Below are 16,351 nucleotides of genomic sequence, written 5' to 3'. Positions count from 1 at the left end.
ACTCCAACCGGACTTGCGATCTCGGGGCGATGCGCAGCTCCTCGTTGCCAGGAAGTGAACCGCACCACACAATGGCTGTCACTAGGCAGTCTGCTCAATTCGGAGTTGATCTCTATGCGAATCGCACAAGATGGATCGACGGAGCATGGAGAGTCCGTGACGGTGGGGCAGCTGCTCGCGCGCGGTGCCTTGCCGGCCACGGAAGTGCTCGGCGGTGACGAGGCGACCGGCAGGCGGGTGAGCGTCGTCGTGCCCGGCACCACGGCCCGGGCGATCGCGACCCTGCCGGCGGGGGCCATGGTCGTGTTCGACCGCAGTCAGCTCCGCGCCGAGGAGGTCGAGGTCGACCTGGCGATCCGCATCGCCTTCCGCGCACAGATCGCCGGCATCGTCGCCCAGCACCCGTCGATCCCCATGCCACTCGCGACCCAGCGGCTCGCCGCGAAGTTCCGGGTGCCGATCGTGCTGCTCGACCATGTGGAGGTCAGCGGCGTTGTCGCCGCGCTCGAGCCGCACGTCCGCGCACCCACGATCGCCGGCGCGAAACTGCTCAGGGCGACGATCGCGGCCATGTCGAGCCTGCCCGCGGACTCCGGCGAACTGCTGGAACGGCTTGCCGGCGCACTGCGGCACCCGGTCGGGCTCGTCGACTCCGACGGGCAGGTGATCGCGGGCGACCTACCGGCGTTGACCGGTGCGCTTCGCGCCGGCTTCGCGGAGTTCGCCGCTGCACCGGGCGGACACACCGCCCGTACCCTGTGGGACACCGATGAGCTGCTGCTCGTGCAGTCCGCAACCGTGGCTGCCGCCTCATCGCCCGGTCTCTGGCTGGCGGCGCGGCTGCCGTCGGAATCCTCCGATCACGTCCGTGACGGCTGCGCGCAGAGCCTCGCCGTCGCAGCCATCGCGTTCACCGCCTACCTCGCAGAGCGCTCCGTCGTGTTCGAACGCGAGAGCCGGCACCGCACCCTGCTGCTCGCCGAACTGCTCGAACATCCTGAAACTCCGCGGCAGCGCGCGGTCGAGCAGGCGACGAGTCTCGGCTGGCGGCTGGCGGGCTGGCACTCGGCTGTGTACGTCGCCGTCCGGTCGGTCGGCGACCCCACGGGTCCTGGTGGCGTCGCAGCGCTGGTGGAAGGCGCGCTCAAGGCTCACGACGTGCAGGCTCGGCTCGTCGAGCGCCCTTCTGGCTGGGCGTTCTGGATGACGACGGAGGCCGAACCCACCGTGCGCGCCGCGGGCGAGCAGGCCAGAACGGTGCGGCGCGCACTGCTCGAGGTGGAGCGCACCGAATCCCCACTGCGCCTCTGCGCAGGCATCGGTGGCGCCCATCAAGGCATCGGCGGGCTCGGCCGCTCGCTCCAGGAAGCCGACCAGGCCTGCATGCTCGCCCACACCATCGAGGCCGCAGCCCCGGTCGAGCACGTCGAGACCAGCAGCGTCAAACGGCTGCTCATCGCCTGGTACACCAGCGGTCCGCTCGGCGAGGTGGTCGCGGCCCTGCTCGAACCGTTGCAGGCAGGCGATCCCGACGGCGAGCTCATCCGCACCCTGCGGGTTTACCTCGACAACGAGTCGTCGGCCACCGCGGCAGGCGCGGCGCTCGACGTGCACCGCAACACCATCCTCAACCGCCTCGAGAAGATCCAGCGACTGCTGCCCGTCGACCTCACCCAACCCGACCATCGACTCGCCGTGCACCTCGCCGTCCATGCTGCAGGTGACAAAAGCAACTGGTCGGAGGGCAGGCGACGCTGACCGTGGCGGGGTAGCGCATCGCATCGACACGAACGGCGTGGCGGCTCTCCGGAACCGAAGAGCAGGCGGTCGGCCTCCGCGCCGCCGGATTCAGTTGATAGTGCTAGTGTCGTGTGATGCTGTTTAGTTTACGTGTGGTCTACTTGTCGGATGGAGTTGACGGTGGACGAGCGTGCTGAGTTGCGGGCGCTGGTGAACAGTTCGGACGTGCCGGCGTCGGTGGCGACGCGGGCGCGGATCGTGTTGTGGTGGGCGGAGGGGCGGCAGAAGCAGGAGATCGCGGCGTTGGCGGGGGTGTCGCGGCCGACGGTGAATTTCTGGTTGTCCCGCTATGGCACCGAAGGGATCGCGGGGTTGCTGGAGCGGCCGCGTGGGGCTGGCCGGGAGCAGGTTCCAGCGTCGATCCGGGCCCGGATCCTGGCGGCCACGCGCACCAGTCCGCCTGGTGAGTTGGGGTTGTCGCACTGGTCGAGCCGGGAGATGGCCGTGTTCATCACGCGCACTGAGGGGGTGTCGGTGTCGCATCATTACGTGGCGAAGCTGTGGCGCGAGAACGGGTTGAAGCCGCATCGTCAGGGCACGTTCAAGATCAGCAAGGACCCGGCCTTCGCCGAGAAGGTCGCTGACATCGTCGGGCTGTATCTCGACCCGCCGGGCGGGGCCGTGGTGCTCTCGATCGACGAGAAGACCCAGATCCAGGCCTTGGACCGCACTCAGCCGCTGCTGCCGATCGAGTTCGACGCGAGCGAGAAACGCACCCACGACTACGTCCGGCACGGCACCACGAACCTGTTCGCCGCACTCAACGTGAGCACCGGAGAGGTGTTCGGCGAGTGCACCCCCACCCGCAACGGTGCCGACTTCCTCGCCTTCCTCAAGAAGGCGGTGAAACCTCACGCGGGCACCGAGATCCACGTCGTCCTGGACAACCTGTCCACCCACACCACGCCCGACGTCATGGCGTGGCTGGAGAAAAACCCGCACGTGCGCTTCCACTTCACCCCCAAAGGTTCCTCCTGGCTCAACCAGATCGAAACCTGGTTCAGCATCGCCACCCGCCAGTCCATCCGCCGCGGCACCTTCACCAGCGTCAAAGTCCTGATCAAGCAGATCCGCGACTACATCATCCACTGGAACACCGACGCCACACCGTTCACCTGGACCGCCACCACCGAGGACATCCTCGCCAAAGTCCGCCTCGTCCAAGCCAACATCAAGAAACTCGTCGACAACAACACTAAGTAAAGCCAACAGAATCACGAGACACTAGGTGCGGGTCGAGAGTTGCTCGCGTTACGCTGACGGGCGGTGAAACTGGATGTGGCGCATGTCGGCGCACTCGCGCTGGGATGCGCGATGCTCGGCGGAGGCGGATCATCACTCTCCAGTCCATCCGGCGAGGCACGTTCAGCTCGGTGAAGGTCCTCATCGCCCAGATCCGCGACTAGATCGCGCACTGGAACGCCACCGCCGCGCCCTTCGCCTGGACCGCCACGGCCGAAGAGATCTTGGCCAAGGTCAGGCTCGTACAGACCAACATCAAGAAGCTTGTCGACAACAACGCCAAGTAAACCCCTCAGATTTACGAGACACTAGCCTGGGTCTTTCGCGCAGTGTGATGTAAATCAGGGTTTGAAATGGAGGAAGTGCCTGTCTTGTAAGGGAAAATGGTGTTTGCGAAGACATCAGGTTCCACGAGCAGGAAGGCACTCCCTTGGTGCAGGATAGCAAGCAGTCGCGGGTCGAGGTCACCGCGGACGGTGCGGGTCTGGTGTCTCGGGCCGGGGTGGCGCTGCTGCGGGAGCTGACGATCAACACCGGTCTGGGAACCGGCTGGTCGGAAGCGCTTCTCGACACCTACGACGGGATGCCGGTCCATCTTCCGGGGCGGGTGCTGGCTGATCTGTCGGTGATGATCGCCGACGGCGGTGACGCACTCGCGCATCTGGCGACGCTGCGGGACCAGGACAAATTGTTCGGGCCGGTGGCCAGCGATGCCACCGCGTGGCGGGTCCTGGACCGGGTCGACGAGGAACACCTCACCCGGCTGCGCGCGGTCCGCGCGAGCGCGCGGGAACGGGCCTGGGCCGCCGGAGCCGGTCCCGATATCGAGGACGGGTTGGTGATCGACATCGACGCGATGATCACCATCGCGCACAGCGAGAAAGAGAACGCGGCGAAAACCTGGAAGAAGACGTTTGGGTTCCACCCGCTGCTGGCCTACCTGGACCGCCCCGACGTTGCCGGTGGGGAAGCGCTGGCCGGGATCCTGCGGCCCGGCCGGGCCGGGTCGAACACCGCCGCTGACCATATCGAGATCCTCACCATGGCCCTGGCCGCGCTGCCCGCTCACGCCCGGCCCATCCCCGATGATCCCGAGACGCCCCGCGTGGTGGTGCGGACCGACGCCGCCGGCGCGACCCACGCCTTCGCCGCTGCCGTGCGCGCCGCGGGATGCGGCTTCTCCCTCGGGTTCTCCATCGCCGCCGAGGTCCAGGCCGCGGTCCTCGTCATTCCCGCCGACGCGTGGGTCCCGGCCTACGACCTCGACGGCCGGCCACGCAAGGGGGCATGGGTCGCCGAGATCACCGACATGCTCGACCTGACGACATGGCCAACTGGTGCACGGGTCATCATCCGCCGGGAACGACCACACCCCGGTGCTCAGCTACGGTTCACCGACACCGACGGGCACCGGTTTGAGGTTCCCCCTGGGCGGTGGACACCGAGCTAGCAGGACTGCGGTCCTGCTGGAAGGATGTCCGTTATGCCTCCTCGTAAGCGTCGGTCGTACACGGCCGAGTACAAGATTGAGGCTGCGCATCGTGTGATCGACTCCGACCGCACGATCGCCGAGGTTGCCCGTGAGCTGGGGATCGATCCGGGGATGTTCAGTGTCTGGGTCAAAGACGAACGGCGGAGGATCGCCGCCGCCGGGGTCCACGGCGAGAAACCCCTGGAAGCTGCAGAGCAAGCCGAACTGCTGCGATTGCGCAGGCAGGTGGCCGAGCTGGAGAAGGACAACGCGTTCTTGGTAAAAGCGTCGGCGTACTTTGCCGCGATGCAGAAGAACCCGCGAGGTTCGATCTGATGGCGAAGTACGCCGGCCCCGACGAGCCCGCCGGCTCCACACCACCCGAGGGCACACGGTTCTCTGTCCTGCGCATGGCGCGGCTGCTCGGTGTCTCGACGTCCGGCTACTACGCGTACATGAAACGTTCCGCAGCAACGATGTTGACGCCCCGGCGGCAGCGCCGCGCTGATCTGGCGGTGAAGATCCTCGACGTACACACCGAGTCCGACGGTACCTACGGGTCCCCGCGGATCACCGCCGAACTACGGGCACGCGGTGAAACAGTGAACGAGAAAACCGTCGCGGCAATCATGGCCGGAATCGGGATCGAGGGCATCAGTCCCCGCACCTTCAAAGTCCGCACCACGGTGGTTGACCCGGCGGCGTCGTTTCCGCCGGATCTGGTGCGACGCAACTTCGACCAGGGCAAGCTCGACGCGGTCTGGCTGACCGACATCACCTACCTCACCTGCGGTGAGGGTGATCTGTACTTGTGCGCGATCCGCGACGGGCATTCCCGCCGCGTGCTCGGGCACATCGTCGCCGACCATATCGGTGCTGACATGGTCTGTGAGGCCATCGACGCGGCGGTGGCCTGCCGCAGCCGCGGTGTCGCCGGCACAGTGCTGCATTCCGATCGCGGTGGGGAATTCACGGCCGGGTTGACGGCGCGAGCCTGCGACCGGTACGGGTTGAAACGGTCGATGGGTGAGACCGGTATCTGCTGGGACAACAGCCCCGCGGAATCGTTCTGGTCAACGTTCAAGCACGAGTACTTTTACCGCCACACGTTCACAGTCAAGGCAGAACTTGTTGCTGCAGTTGACAAGTGGATCGGTCGGTACAACAATGAGAGGCGTCACTCGGCTATCGGGATGCTCAATCCTGTGTGCTACGAACAGTCCCTGACAGGCGCAGCGAAAGCTGCTTGAAGACCTGTCCACTGTTCGGGGGGAACCTCAGTTCACCGCGTTCATCACCGACACCACCGGCGGGCAACTCGCCGACCTCGAAACCCACCACCGATCCCACGCCCGCGTCGAAGACCGCATCCGCTGCGGCAAAGCCACCGGCCTGCGCAACCTGCCCTGCCGCGGCTACGCCGAGAACAAAGCCTGGCTGGAACTGGCCCTGACCGCCGCGGACCTGCTCACCTGGGCCCAGACGCTGTGCTTCACCGATGACCTGGCCCGCTGCGAACCCGCGACGTTCCGCTACAAGATCTGCGCGGTCGCGGCGAAACTCACCCGCACCGCCCGCAAGCACAGCATGCATCTCGACCGCGACTGGCCCTGGGCCGAACACCTCGCGGACGCCTTCACCCGGCTGCGCGCAGCGCCCTGGCCTGACTGACTCCGCACCCATCACCCCGACAACCAAGGACCCCCGGACCCCGCCCGCCGATGCGACAACCGGCTCGCAACCATGCCCACACCACCGCTTCCGACCAAATTTAGGCCACCACAGAAACATCCACCGAACCCCACAACCCCATGAAAGATCGAGGCTAGGCATTGTCGACGGGTTCCGGATCGCCGGAATCGGTACGCCGCCAGCGTTGCCCGTCTGTGTCGGAGTAGCCAATGGTGACCTCGACGTGGTTGCCCGCGAGATCGAACGGCTGTCGCGCTCCGTCTTCGTCGAGCATTTCGACAAAGAACCTGGACTCCTCGTGACCAGGATCGATCCGGTCGTGCATCGATGCCGCGCCCATCACAGTGGGAGAAATCCGCCATCCCCACGAGGGCCGGTCAACCCTCATGAAATTCTCGAGTTCGACCTGGTAAACATGCTCTTCCGCACCGTTGTGAACATGGACGCGGTATCCGCCCATTCCGCTAATCTCGATGTGAACCTTCCTCGCCCTCGCCAGCGCGGCCCCGGTCTTCGCGGCCTTCTCGCGGGCGTGCTGTTCCCGGGCTAATGCGTTCGCCGTGCGTGCCTCGCCGGCGCTGGCCTGTGCCGCGGCCGCCGCTTTCTCTGCCGCGTCCAGGTTAAGAGCCGCGTTCGTTCGGGCATCGCGCGCTAGCTCCGTTTGTTTCCGGGTCTCCGCCAACGCCTCTTCGGCGATCCGGGCTTGCTCGCTCGCGGTCTTGCGAGCGCGTCGAGCCTCTGCAGCCTGCCAAACCGCGACGCACATCGCCCCGAAGGCGATGGCGGCGGCGATGCTGCCGACGTCCATCGAGTCATCCTCCGAACTTCTCGGTCGCCGCCTGCCGGGTCACACCGAGAACTGCCGCGATCTGCGTCCAGGGGTGTCCGCACCCGACGGAGCTTCTGGACGGTGGCGTCGACGTCAGCCTCGGTCTCGGCCGCCGCCTCGAACGTCCGGAGATACGCGTTGCCGAGTTCGCGAAGCATCGTCTCGTCGCCGCCGATGGCGATGCCACCGAAGTCGAGGGACGCGATCCACTTGCGCTTCTCATCGAGCCGTTGGTGCGGTGTGATCTGCGCTTTAGCCATGAAAGCAAGCTTGGCTTGCATCCCTGTCGAGGTGGGCTCCCGCGTTGCACTTCGAGTCGGTCGTCGTCTGGGCTCGGGCGTTCCTGCGCTTCTGGCCCGAAGGAGCGGAGACCGTGTGCTCGCGCTGCTGGTGGCGGCAAGGTCGAGATAGAGGGTGGGCTGGATCGCTCTCTGCGCGGATGCCTCCTCGGGCCCGGCGGACGACTGTGAGGACCTCGGCGAACCCCACCCAGACCTCGCCGAAGGCGCGGTGACTTGCGACCGAGATCGCTACGCTAGGCCTGTCTGCTACGTCGTCCGGGTGAACTTTTCAAACCCAAGGGATTTTGCGCCGAACGCTCGCTCGGTACCTGCGTTTTCGCAGGTCAGCACAGCGCTAACCCCAGGAGGACTCATAATCCCTTGGCCGTCGGTTCGAGCCCGACCCGCCCCACTCTTCAATCTGCGCTTTGGCCTGCGGGCGTTGACGACCGTCGTCGACGAGCTCGCGTCCATCCCGCGCACTCGGCAGGGCGGTGCCGCCGCGCACCGAAGGTCCAGTCCGTCTCCACGGTCGAGCCGGCCCGCCGGTTGAGTACATGCCCGCGAAGACCGCGACGCCGCACGTCCACCAGCCGGCGCGCCGCGCACGATGACCGGACCGGCAAACCTCTTCCACCTCAACGAATGAGGCGGTTTCGGCGCAGGCGAGCACCTCGTCGATCGCGCGTCACCGGACCGCGGTGCGCCGTTCAGCCTCCGCGGGGTTCCGGCCGCACTCCAGGGTTCGCAGGATCACTCGGCGGAGCGGAGTTCGGTGTTCTCACGCTGGGCTTCGTGGAGCTGGTCTTCGAGGGTGACGATGCGGCAGGCCGCGTCGAGGCCGGTGCCGTGGTCGACCAGCTCCCGCACGCGCGCGGCGAGACGGAGCTGGTGGCGGGAGTAGCGGCGGTGGCCGCCGGCGGAGCGCTGCGGCGCCAGGAAGCCGGCCTCGTCGAGGCTGCGCAGGAACCCTTGCGTCGCGCCGATCATCTCGGCGGCCCGGCCCATCGTGTAGGCGGGGTACTGATCGTCGTCGAACTTGTCGGTCCCGCCCGAACCGGGAGCGGGGGTCTCGCGTTGGCCAGGAATCATTCCACCTCCACATCACAAGGGACCCCGGATGCCGCGTGGCATCCGGGGTCCCCAAGGGGTTGGGTTTCACCATTGTCAACCGGCCCTGAGGCCGACTTCCTGTATCCGCTGTGTCCGCCCGAGAGACGGATGACACGGAGATCGCTTACTCGTAACCGAGAACCACCTTCCAATCTGATGGGACTGCGGTACCCGCGCGGCGCAATTACCCGGCCGCAGCGGGCGATCCAATGATGTGCCCTTTCCCTTCCTTCCAGTGTTCCCTTACCTTGCATCACTTCGTGAACTGCGACTACTGCGAGCGTCACCGGCTGGAACCCTTCCACTGATCGGCCCCAGCACGCGTCACGCCGCTGGCCACTGCCCGAAGCCCCATCAACGAACGGCTCCGGCCACCTGGCCGTTCCTGCCACTACCTGTCTTGCCATTGCGTTACTGCACTTGCACTACTGCGCCGGGACCGGCCTTGCCATGCACTTCTTCACTGCCCGATCCCGGTACTTCCCGGCCACCAGCCGAAACCTGTCCACAGATTGGCTTCGTCCTGCCTGGCCGTCCTGTCTCACCTCGCGGGTAGTTCGTCATCTCCCGCGCCTGATCGACGTTGTCTCTCTCGGTATGAGCAGAACACTACACACACCCGAGGTTGAATGTCTACCCCCGTCACCATAGATTTGCTCCTGACTTCGACGTAGAAGACCGCCGGAGCCAGAGAATCCGCAGGCCGGCGCGGCCGGCCTGCAGAGGACGACACACTGAAGGGTGATGCGGGATGACCGACTCCATCGCGCCACGGGACCAGTTCGCGCCCCAGGACCCGTTCGGCCTCGACGGTGTGCGCGACCACCAGGACTACGCCCGCATCCTTGCCAGGCTGGTCGAGCAGGGACATCGCGAACGGTGGATCACGCTGCTCTCGGAGACCGAGGCGCGCGCCGTGGCGGAATTGCTGGGCCAGTACGCCCAATCCGAACCCACCGCACACCTCAACCAGCTCGCCGCCACCCTCGCCAGCCGCCTCTATAGCCGCCTGGGCATCTGACCACGGCATGGGTGGGTACCCGGCTGGGTGGCACCGCGGACCGTCGGCGCCACCCGGCGCCCCTCAGGCCATCCCGGCGACCTGGCTGGTCGCGAGCAAAGACCAGTACCGCGGGGAGTGGATGCGCGCCCCGGGCGGCCTGGCCCGGGGCGCGCGCCGGTCGCCGTGGCCGCATGGCGGCATCTCGCGCCGGGGCCACCACGGTTCACCCGCGTCGCGAAGCCGTGGAGGCCGACCGGACCCTTGTCGCCCTTTCGCTGACATTGCACTTGTCATCCTATGGACGACATGTTAGAACTTCAGTGCGTGTTGACAACAGAACCGTTGACCCCAGGAGGTGGAACCCGATGTTGATGCGCACCGACCCGTTCCGCGAGCTCGAGCGCGTCGCCCAGCAGGCGACCGGGACCTGGTCCAAGCCGAGCGCGATGCCTATGGACGCCTACCGCGCCGGCGACGAGTTCGTCGTCTCCTTCGATCTGCCGGGTGTCGACCCCGATGCGATCGAGGTCGACATCGAGCGCAACGTGCTCACGGTGAAGGCCGAACGCCGGCCGCTGCCCTCCGGTGAGGACGTGCAGATGCAGGTCTGCGAACGATCGCTCGGCGTGTTCTCCCGCCAGCTGTTCCTCGGCGACTCCCTCGACACCGGTCACATCACCGCCGGCTACGAGGCCGGCGTGCTGACCTTGCGCATCCCGGTCGCCGAGAAGGCGAAGCCCCGGCGCGTCGCGATCACCGGAACACGCCCGGAGCGCAAGGAAATCAACGCCTGACCCCCCTTCGCGGACGGGAGCCCGCAGCCGCGGGCTCCCGTCCCGGCTTTGCGGCACGACGGCGGACCTGCGTGTGACTGAAGCCAGGGGCCGTCCGCTGCAGCGGCGATTACGGCGAACATGGTCGAGTCGAACAGGCCGACCAGGCATCGGCTGCACGTCCCGGGATTGGTCATCGGTCCTGTCGGGTATCCGGCGCGGGTGAGCGATGATGGCGTGACAATCACCCCGTACGAGGACGGCCCGTTGCTGGTCCGCGGCCGGTTCGAGATCTGTTCCCAGGACGGTGTGGTGATCGATCCCGGCCGGGACACAGTGGCGTTGTGCCGCTGCGGGCTCTCGGCCGTCAAGCCGTTCTGCGACGGCACCCACAAGGTCAGGGGTTTCCGTGCGCCGAGCCGCGGCAACCGCTGAACCGGAGACCTACGCCGCCCCGGGGAGTCCGCCCTGCAGCAGGCTCGGCGTCCCGCTCGTCCATCGGTCCAGCAGGTGGGTCCCGAACCGGGCTTCGACGGTCAGGGCGCACGCCGCGCCGAACAGGATGTCGCCGGCCGCTTCCGGGTTGTCTGCGGCGTAGCTGCCGCACAGGTCGTGAGCCGCGATCTGCTCGTGCACCGCGTCCGCTTCCACGTGCTCGTCGAAGAACCGCGTCGCCGTGGCGTCCCCGCCGAGCCGGCGTAAACCGTTGCCGTAACGCCGGTTCGGCAGCGACGACGTCATCTCGAACACGGCCAGGTGCCCGAGCGCCGCGCCGAGCCACCGCCGGTTGAGCCCGAACAGTGACATCAGGTTGCTCACTGCCAGCGTCGTTGCCGGTGCCTGCCCGACGTAGTGCCCGTAGGCGTCGTCCAGTCCCAGTGAACGCATTGTGGCGCGGAACAGTTCGGAGTGCATCCGCTCCAGCTTTCCCTGGCCGTACTCGTCGGCCTGGATCTCGACCAGGGCGGCCTTGGCCCGACCGCTCAGCCGCGGAATGGCCCAGCTGTGCGGGTCCGCTTCCTTCAGGTGATACACCGACCGGTGCGCCACGAATTCCGCGAACTGCTCCGCGGTCGCCTTCGTCTGCAGGAACTTCGCCAGCGGCGGCCCCTCATCGGCCGCCACCAGCTCCGCCAGCGCTCGTGGCACATCAGTGACCCGCTCCGGGACCGCGATCCCGCGCAATGTGCCCAGCCACCTGTTTTCCAGTACGCGGCGGATCGTCATCAGTGCGGGAGCGCCGTCCCAGTCCGGATCGACTCTCTCGAACCCGCGGTAGCACAGCTCGTAGCAGACCCACAACGACAGCTGAAGGTCCTCGGCGTCGGTATCCGGAACCGGCTGGTACTCCACAGTGGACGGATCACGGCGCAGCAGATCGATGAGCCCGGCGCTCACCGCACCCCGGGGATCGGGCAGCAACATCGAGGCCTCCTGGGAGAATCTGGTCGACAATCCCGGGTACCCCTTGGCTTTCCACCTACTCCCGAGGCGATGACCGTCACACTGAGCGGAGCGGCGAGACAGAACCGGGCGACCTGGTTCCGTGCTCAGGGCAGCTCTCGCCGGAGGAGTTCGGCGATCGCCTCGGGGGTGCCGGCGGTGCGGATGGTCACGGGGTCGGGACGGCCGCAGGCGTGGTCGTCCTCGAGCACCGCGCGCGCGAACCGCGCGACGCTGTGCGGCGAGGGGGCCACCGCCGGGGAGTCGAGGTAGCGCAGGATGATGAGGTCTTCCCCGGAGTGGGTTTCGACGGCGGCCGCCCAGCCGCGTTCCTCGTCCCACAACAGCGCGAGGTCCCGTCCGGGGTAGTGCGGGTGGCCGTCCAGGGCGATGTAGGCGCTCAGCGGCTTGGCGTGGTCCACCGTGCAGGATTCAAGCCCGATACCCAGCTCGCCGGTGACAGCGGCCAGATAGGCGCGCAACGCCAGGGCGGCGGGATGATGGCCGGTCGCGAAATCGGGGAACGGGCCGGTGCGCATCAACATCGGTTCCACCTCCTGGATCGGTGACAAGGGTTTCGTCAACACGCCCTCCGGTTCTAACATGTCATCTACTGGTTGACAAGCAGGTAGTCGTCGAAAGGTTGACCTGATGGACAGTGAGCTGGAAAACCAGCTGCACGAGCTACGGCAAGCGGTCGACGACGCCCGTGCCGGCACGGCGGATGGGGGTGCGCTCCTGAGCGCGCTGGTCGCGCTGCACGGGTTGCGCGAGGAGCTGAACCGCTGGGAGCCGGAACTGATCACGGCCGCACGGGCCGAGCGGGTGAGCTGGGCGGCGCTGGCCCCCGCGCTCGGGGTCGCAAGCAGACAGGCCGCGGAGCGCCGCTACCTGCGCCTGCGCCCGTCGGAAACCGGGGAGAGCACCGGGGAGGGCCGGGTCGACGCGCAACGTGACCGGCGGGCGGGAGACCGGGCTGTCACGGCGTGGGCACGCCGTCAGGCCACCGTTCTACGCCAGCTCGCCGCCCACGTCAGCGGCGCCGAGGGCATGCCGGCCGCGGGCCGGCGCGCCGCCGCGAATCTGGCCGAGGCCCTCGGCGAGGATGACGCGGCCGCGCTGCTGGCACCGCTGGCCGCCACCCACCGCTACCTCATCGGGCACACCGATCTGGCCGACCGGGTCGCCGCGGTGGGCAAGCAGAGCGACAACGTACGCCAACAGGCCATCGCCGAACGCCGGCACAAGCCGCAGTGATTTCCCGGGCACACGAAACGTTCGCGTGATCACCACGACTTCGTCACCGGCGCCCGAGGGCCTTGCGCTTGACGAACCCGACCGCCGCCGTCGCCACGAACAGCACGATCCCGACCACCAGCAGCCAGACCAAGCCCTTCACGGCGATGCCGACCACCACGCACACCAGCCAGACCACGAGCAGAATCCCCAGCAACGCCATCATCGAATCGTTCTCCTGCCTTCGTCATCGCCCCATCAGCGGAGCAAGATCCGGGTACCCAGCGGACGGCGGTCGAAACGCGTCCATCCCGTGATCGGTGGCCGGGCGCTGTTTGTGCGTCACGGCGCCGCCGATCTTGATACGCGTGCCGTCCGGGACGGCGGGCAGCGCGCTCGAGGGGCGCCGAGGCGCTCGACGTGGGCGCGGAGAAACGCGACGGGATGCACGCCGGGGGGTGACGCCGGTGGCCCACAGGTCCGCCGTCGCGAGTTCGGACGCCGTCATTCCCGGGAGCGCCGGGCGTCCTGCTCGAAGTCTGCTTTGGACACTCGAAGCAGGCCCAGGATTCTCGTCACCTCGGTCGCCGGGGAATCCGGTGACCGGCTTCCCGGTTTGCGAGCATGCCGGCCGCGATGTGCACCAAGCTGCTTGCCTCGCCCGTCTTCTCGCTGCTGCTGCCCGAACCAGCCGCCGCTCTGGTGGGCGCAAGACCTCCGGACCCGCGCCAGCCGATCCGTCGCCGGCCGAGACCGCGACACTCCCTGGCGCTGACATCGGCGGCTGTCGCACCGGGTAAACCCGGCGAGTCGCGCTCAGCGGCCCGGGCGAATGGCGGTTTCGTGCCGTCCGTTCGGGGGAGGGATGGGGGCCGCCCGGGGGAGCAGCTGATTCACTTCCATCATGTCCTGGGGAATCCTCGCCGCCGCCGTCGCGTTGACCGCCGGCCTCGCCGCACCCGTCGACGCGCTGCCGGCACCCGTCTGGATGTGCCACCCTGCCGCCGCCGCCGACCCCTGTGCGCAGGGGAAATACCCGGTCGACGGGCATGTGGTGCCGCTGACCACGACCGACGTCACGGGCGGGTCCGCCGCCGAGCCGGCGACTCAGCCACCGGTGGACTGCTTCTACGTCTACCCGACGGTCGACAACCTCCCGAATCTCGCTCCGGCCCCGACCGACGAAGAGTTCGCGCAGGCCATCGCCCAGATCGGCATGCTGGCGCCGCACTGCCGGCTGTTCGTGCCGGAGTACCGCCAGGCCACGCTGCCCGAACTGGCCCTGGACCTGATCCTCGACCTGCCGCCGGACTACTCCACCGGCGCCGGTGACGTCGACCGGGCGTGGCAGTACTACTGGGACCACGACAACATCGACCCGGTCACCCACCAGCGGCGCGGGGTGGTCCTGTTCGGCCACTCCCAGGGTGCCTCCGACGTGGCCACGCTGATCCAGAAGCACTTCGACGGCCATCCCGACGTACAGCGCCGGCTCGTGTCGGCGATCCTGCCCGGCGGTCACATCACCGTCCCGGCCGGCAAGCCGGACGGCGGCGGTACCGACCAGCTGTCGACCTTCCAGCACGTACCGGCCTGCCGGCGCGCCGACCAGTACGGCTGCGTGGTGGCCTACTCCAGCTACAAGCCGGGCGGACAGGTCCCGGGCACCAGCGCCGGCCTGGTCCGGGTGAACGGCACCGGCCACCAGGTGCTGTGTGTGAACCCCGCCGAGCTGCTGGCCGGCGCGAACGGCCCGACGCCGCTGGACACCGTGCTGTACACCCGCACGCTGGTCGAGGGCAACGCGCTCAATCCGTACGGGCACATCAACTCGCTCGGCCAGTCGCTGACCGTGCCGGACTACCCGACCGGGTTCGCCCGCTACCGGGGCGCGCTGACCGGCCAGTGCAAGTACGCCACGGACAGCGCCGGCACCGTCTCCTGGCTGGACATCACCGGCGGGGACCAGCTGATCGGCGCCCCGCAGAGCAATTTCGACGGTCTGCACGCGCTGGACTTCAACCTCACCGACGGCGACATCGGCGCGCTACTGACCCGCCAGACGACGGCATGGCAGGCGGGTACGTAGATCAGCCCGATCGGGCTGGTTGCGTACGCCGCCGCAATCACCACATCACCCGGGACTAGTGGAACTAGCGCGCCGCCAGATCCAGCGGATTCCAGTAGTCCCGGTAAAGCGTGATCAGTCCGTTGTGGACGGTGACGACGGCGATGGCCCGGCGGGTCCGGTCCGTGGCGCCACGGATGGTCATTTCCGCGACGATCGTCGACGGGTCTTCGGTGACGTGGATGTGCAGCTGTTCGACCTTCGGGCTCGGCATTCGCTCTGCGCGGGCCTTGACGTGGCCGGCGAGCGCCGCCTTTCCCTCCACTCGCGACGGTGCGCCCGGGGGTGCGAACGGGAACTCGAGTACAGCGTCGTCGTCGAACAGTGCGAGCCATTGGTCGAGCGCGCCGTCCTGCAGGAAATCCATGCTGCGAAGGAAAGCAGTCACGGTCGGTCCGGAATCCGCCGAGAATCGGAGGAGGTTGCCGGACGGGTCCTGGACGGTGAGTGTGCCCGGCGTGGCGGTGTGGGGATGGCCCGCGGCGACGAGCCGTTGCGCGAGCGCATCCAGGTCGTCCTGGTCGGGCACGGTGAGGTTGACCGCGATCAAGCCGGCGCTGCGCGGTGGTGCGGGCTCCGGCCCATCGACGCTGAAACGGCTGGTGAAAACGAGCAGAGTGCGGAAATCGGAGACGCCCACGCCGAGGAACGAATCGCCTACCCGGGCCGTCACGTCCAGGCCGAGTAGATCGCAGTAGAACGGCTCGGTCGCCGCGAGGTCGCGGTCGGTGACCTTCAGCTGGACGTGGCCGAGCGTGGTCGCGGGGGCGAGGCCGTCGAACGGGTCGCCGGTGAAGTCGTCCAGGCTCAGGGGGCCGGCGGCGAGGAGCGGGAGTCCGTTCTGCCAGGACCATTCGTCGCGGGGACGGCCCCAGGTGATCTCGATCCGGTGGCCGTCGGGATCGAGGACGTAGCAGGACTCGGAGACGAGGTGGTCGCGCAGGTCGCCGTCGGTGTGGTGGCGGGCGAACCGCGCGAGATCGGCGCGGGTCGGCACATCGAGGGCGAAGTGGCTCAAGCCTGGGCTCGAGGCGGGCGCGGGCTTCGCGCCTGGGATTTCGGTCAGCACCAGCATGGTCCGGCCGGCGACGCCGAACTGGGCGCGCGGGCCCTCGCGGGCGATCAGCTCCATGCCCAGCGACGCGCGGTAGTGCCGCGAGCTGCGGTCCAGGTCGGCGACCGAGAGTTCGACCGGGCCGAGCGCCGGCGACGCGCTCCACCGGCGAGCAACAGAGTTCATCCGTCTCCTTAGAACGTCCCAGACTCGGAAGAGTACACGAACATGTTCGCCACAAACACGTTCGGAAGGCGGCGGCCTGGAATTGCCCGAACATGTTCGT

The 16,351-nt window shown here is 67.8% G+C and carries 15 protein-coding genes and 2 pseudogenes; 11 read left to right on the top strand and 6 right to left on the bottom strand.

Annotated features, from left to right (window positions below; genetic code table 11):
- Positions 1-54: 54 nt before the first annotated feature.
- The 6 genes and pseudogenes from OG371_RS46795 to OG371_RS46770 form a co-directional block, all read left to right on the top strand.
- The gene (locus tag OG371_RS46795; protein WP_329064094.1) at positions 55-1,758 is read left to right on the top strand and encodes a PucR family transcriptional regulator; all 1,704 of its coding nucleotides are present in this window, start codon (positions 55-57) and stop codon (positions 1,756-1,758) included.
- A 162-nt stretch (positions 1,759-1,920) separates the two neighbouring features.
- On the top strand, positions 1,921-3,003 hold the full coding sequence (locus OG371_RS46790; protein WP_329059341.1) for an IS630 family transposase: 1,083 nt from the start codon (positions 1,921-1,923) through the stop codon (positions 3,001-3,003).
- 469 nt (positions 3,004-3,472) lie between these two features.
- Positions 3,473-4,456: pseudogene (locus OG371_RS46785) on the top strand (IS1380 family transposase); the annotation flags it as partial.
- Positions 4,457-4,516: 60 nt separating this feature from the next.
- A complete protein-coding gene (locus OG371_RS46780) occupies positions 4,517-4,849 on the top strand; it encodes a transposase (RefSeq protein WP_329057902.1) in 333 nt (110 codons plus the stop codon).
- Complete coding sequence (locus OG371_RS46775) at positions 4,849-5,763, top strand: IS3 family transposase (protein ID WP_329057475.1); 915 nt, start codon at positions 4,849-4,851, stop codon at positions 5,761-5,763. The genes OG371_RS46780 and OG371_RS46775 overlap by 1 nt, the downstream gene beginning before the upstream one ends.
- Before the next feature lie 28 nt (positions 5,764-5,791).
- Positions 5,792-6,184: pseudogene (locus OG371_RS46770) on the top strand (transposase); the annotation flags it as partial.
- A 154-nt stretch (positions 6,185-6,338) separates the two neighbouring features.
- On the opposite strand, the gene OG371_RS46765 reads toward OG371_RS46770, so the two are convergent.
- Positions 6,339-7,013 carry a hypothetical protein gene (locus OG371_RS46765; RefSeq protein WP_329064092.1) on the bottom strand — a complete coding sequence of 225 codons (675 nt, stop codon included), beginning with the start codon at positions 7,011-7,013 and terminating at the stop codon, positions 6,339-6,341.
- 1,055 nt (positions 7,014-8,068) lie between these two features.
- Positions 8,069-8,407, bottom strand: a complete 339-nt coding sequence (locus tag OG371_RS46760; RefSeq protein WP_329064090.1) for a MerR family transcriptional regulator — start codon at positions 8,405-8,407, stop codon at positions 8,069-8,071.
- A gap of 772 nt (positions 8,408-9,179) precedes the next feature.
- Here OG371_RS46760 and OG371_RS46755 point away from each other — a divergent pair.
- The 3 genes from OG371_RS46755 (at position 9,180) to OG371_RS46745 (ending at position 10,639) form a co-directional block, all read left to right on the top strand.
- Positions 9,180-9,449, top strand: a complete 270-nt coding sequence (locus OG371_RS46755; RefSeq protein WP_329064089.1) for a hypothetical protein — start codon at positions 9,180-9,182, stop codon at positions 9,447-9,449.
- Positions 9,450-9,796: 347 nt separating this feature from the next.
- Positions 9,797-10,225: an Hsp20/alpha crystallin family protein gene (locus tag OG371_RS46750; protein ID WP_329064088.1), complete on the top strand. Its 429-nt coding sequence runs from the start codon at positions 9,797-9,799 to the stop codon at positions 10,223-10,225.
- A gap of 216 nt (positions 10,226-10,441) precedes the next feature.
- On the top strand, positions 10,442-10,639 hold the full coding sequence (locus tag OG371_RS46745) for a CDGSH iron-sulfur domain-containing protein (protein WP_329064086.1): 198 nt from the start codon (positions 10,442-10,444) through the stop codon (positions 10,637-10,639).
- 9 nt (positions 10,640-10,648) lie between these two features.
- Here OG371_RS46745 and OG371_RS46740 read toward each other — a convergent pair whose 3' ends face one another.
- Together OG371_RS46740 and OG371_RS46735 are read right to left on the bottom strand one after the other, a co-directional pair.
- A complete protein-coding gene (locus OG371_RS46740) occupies positions 10,649-11,629 on the bottom strand; it encodes an iron-containing redox enzyme family protein (protein WP_329064085.1) in 981 nt (326 codons plus the stop codon).
- 125 nt (positions 11,630-11,754) lie between these two features.
- Complete coding sequence (locus OG371_RS46735; RefSeq protein WP_442876062.1) at positions 11,755-12,192, bottom strand: DUF6292 family protein; 438 nt, start codon at positions 12,190-12,192, stop codon at positions 11,755-11,757.
- Between the two features lie 106 nt (positions 12,193-12,298).
- Between OG371_RS46735 and OG371_RS46730 the strand changes: the two genes are divergently transcribed.
- Entirely contained in the window at positions 12,299-12,904 is a 606-nt protein-coding gene (locus OG371_RS46730) for an HSP18 transcriptional regulator (protein WP_329064083.1), read from the top strand.
- A gap of 43 nt (positions 12,905-12,947) precedes the next feature.
- Here the strand turns inward: OG371_RS46730 and OG371_RS46725 are convergent, their stop codons facing one another.
- The gene (locus OG371_RS46725) at positions 12,948-13,109 is read right to left on the bottom strand and encodes a hypothetical protein (RefSeq protein ID WP_329073469.1); all 162 of its coding nucleotides are present in this window, start codon (positions 13,107-13,109) and stop codon (positions 12,948-12,950) included.
- Between the two features lie 678 nt (positions 13,110-13,787).
- Here OG371_RS46725 and OG371_RS46720 point away from each other — a divergent pair.
- Positions 13,788-14,972: a DUF3089 domain-containing protein gene (locus OG371_RS46720; protein ID WP_329064081.1), complete on the top strand. Its 1,185-nt coding sequence runs from the start codon at positions 13,788-13,790 to the stop codon at positions 14,970-14,972.
- Positions 14,973-15,036: 64 nt separating this feature from the next.
- Here OG371_RS46720 and OG371_RS46715 read toward each other — a convergent pair whose 3' ends face one another.
- The gene (locus OG371_RS46715; RefSeq protein ID WP_329064078.1) at positions 15,037-16,251 is read right to left on the bottom strand and encodes a VOC family protein; all 1,215 of its coding nucleotides are present in this window, start codon (positions 16,249-16,251) and stop codon (positions 15,037-15,039) included.
- Between the last annotated feature and the right edge of the window lie 100 nt (positions 16,252-16,351).

Source organism: Amycolatopsis sp. NBC_01480 (assembly GCF_036227205.1).
Lineage (GTDB): Bacteria > Actinomycetota > Actinomycetes > Mycobacteriales > Pseudonocardiaceae > Amycolatopsis.
Note: the sequence above shows the minus strand (reverse complement) of the source record. Positions and strands in the feature narration are given on the sequence as shown.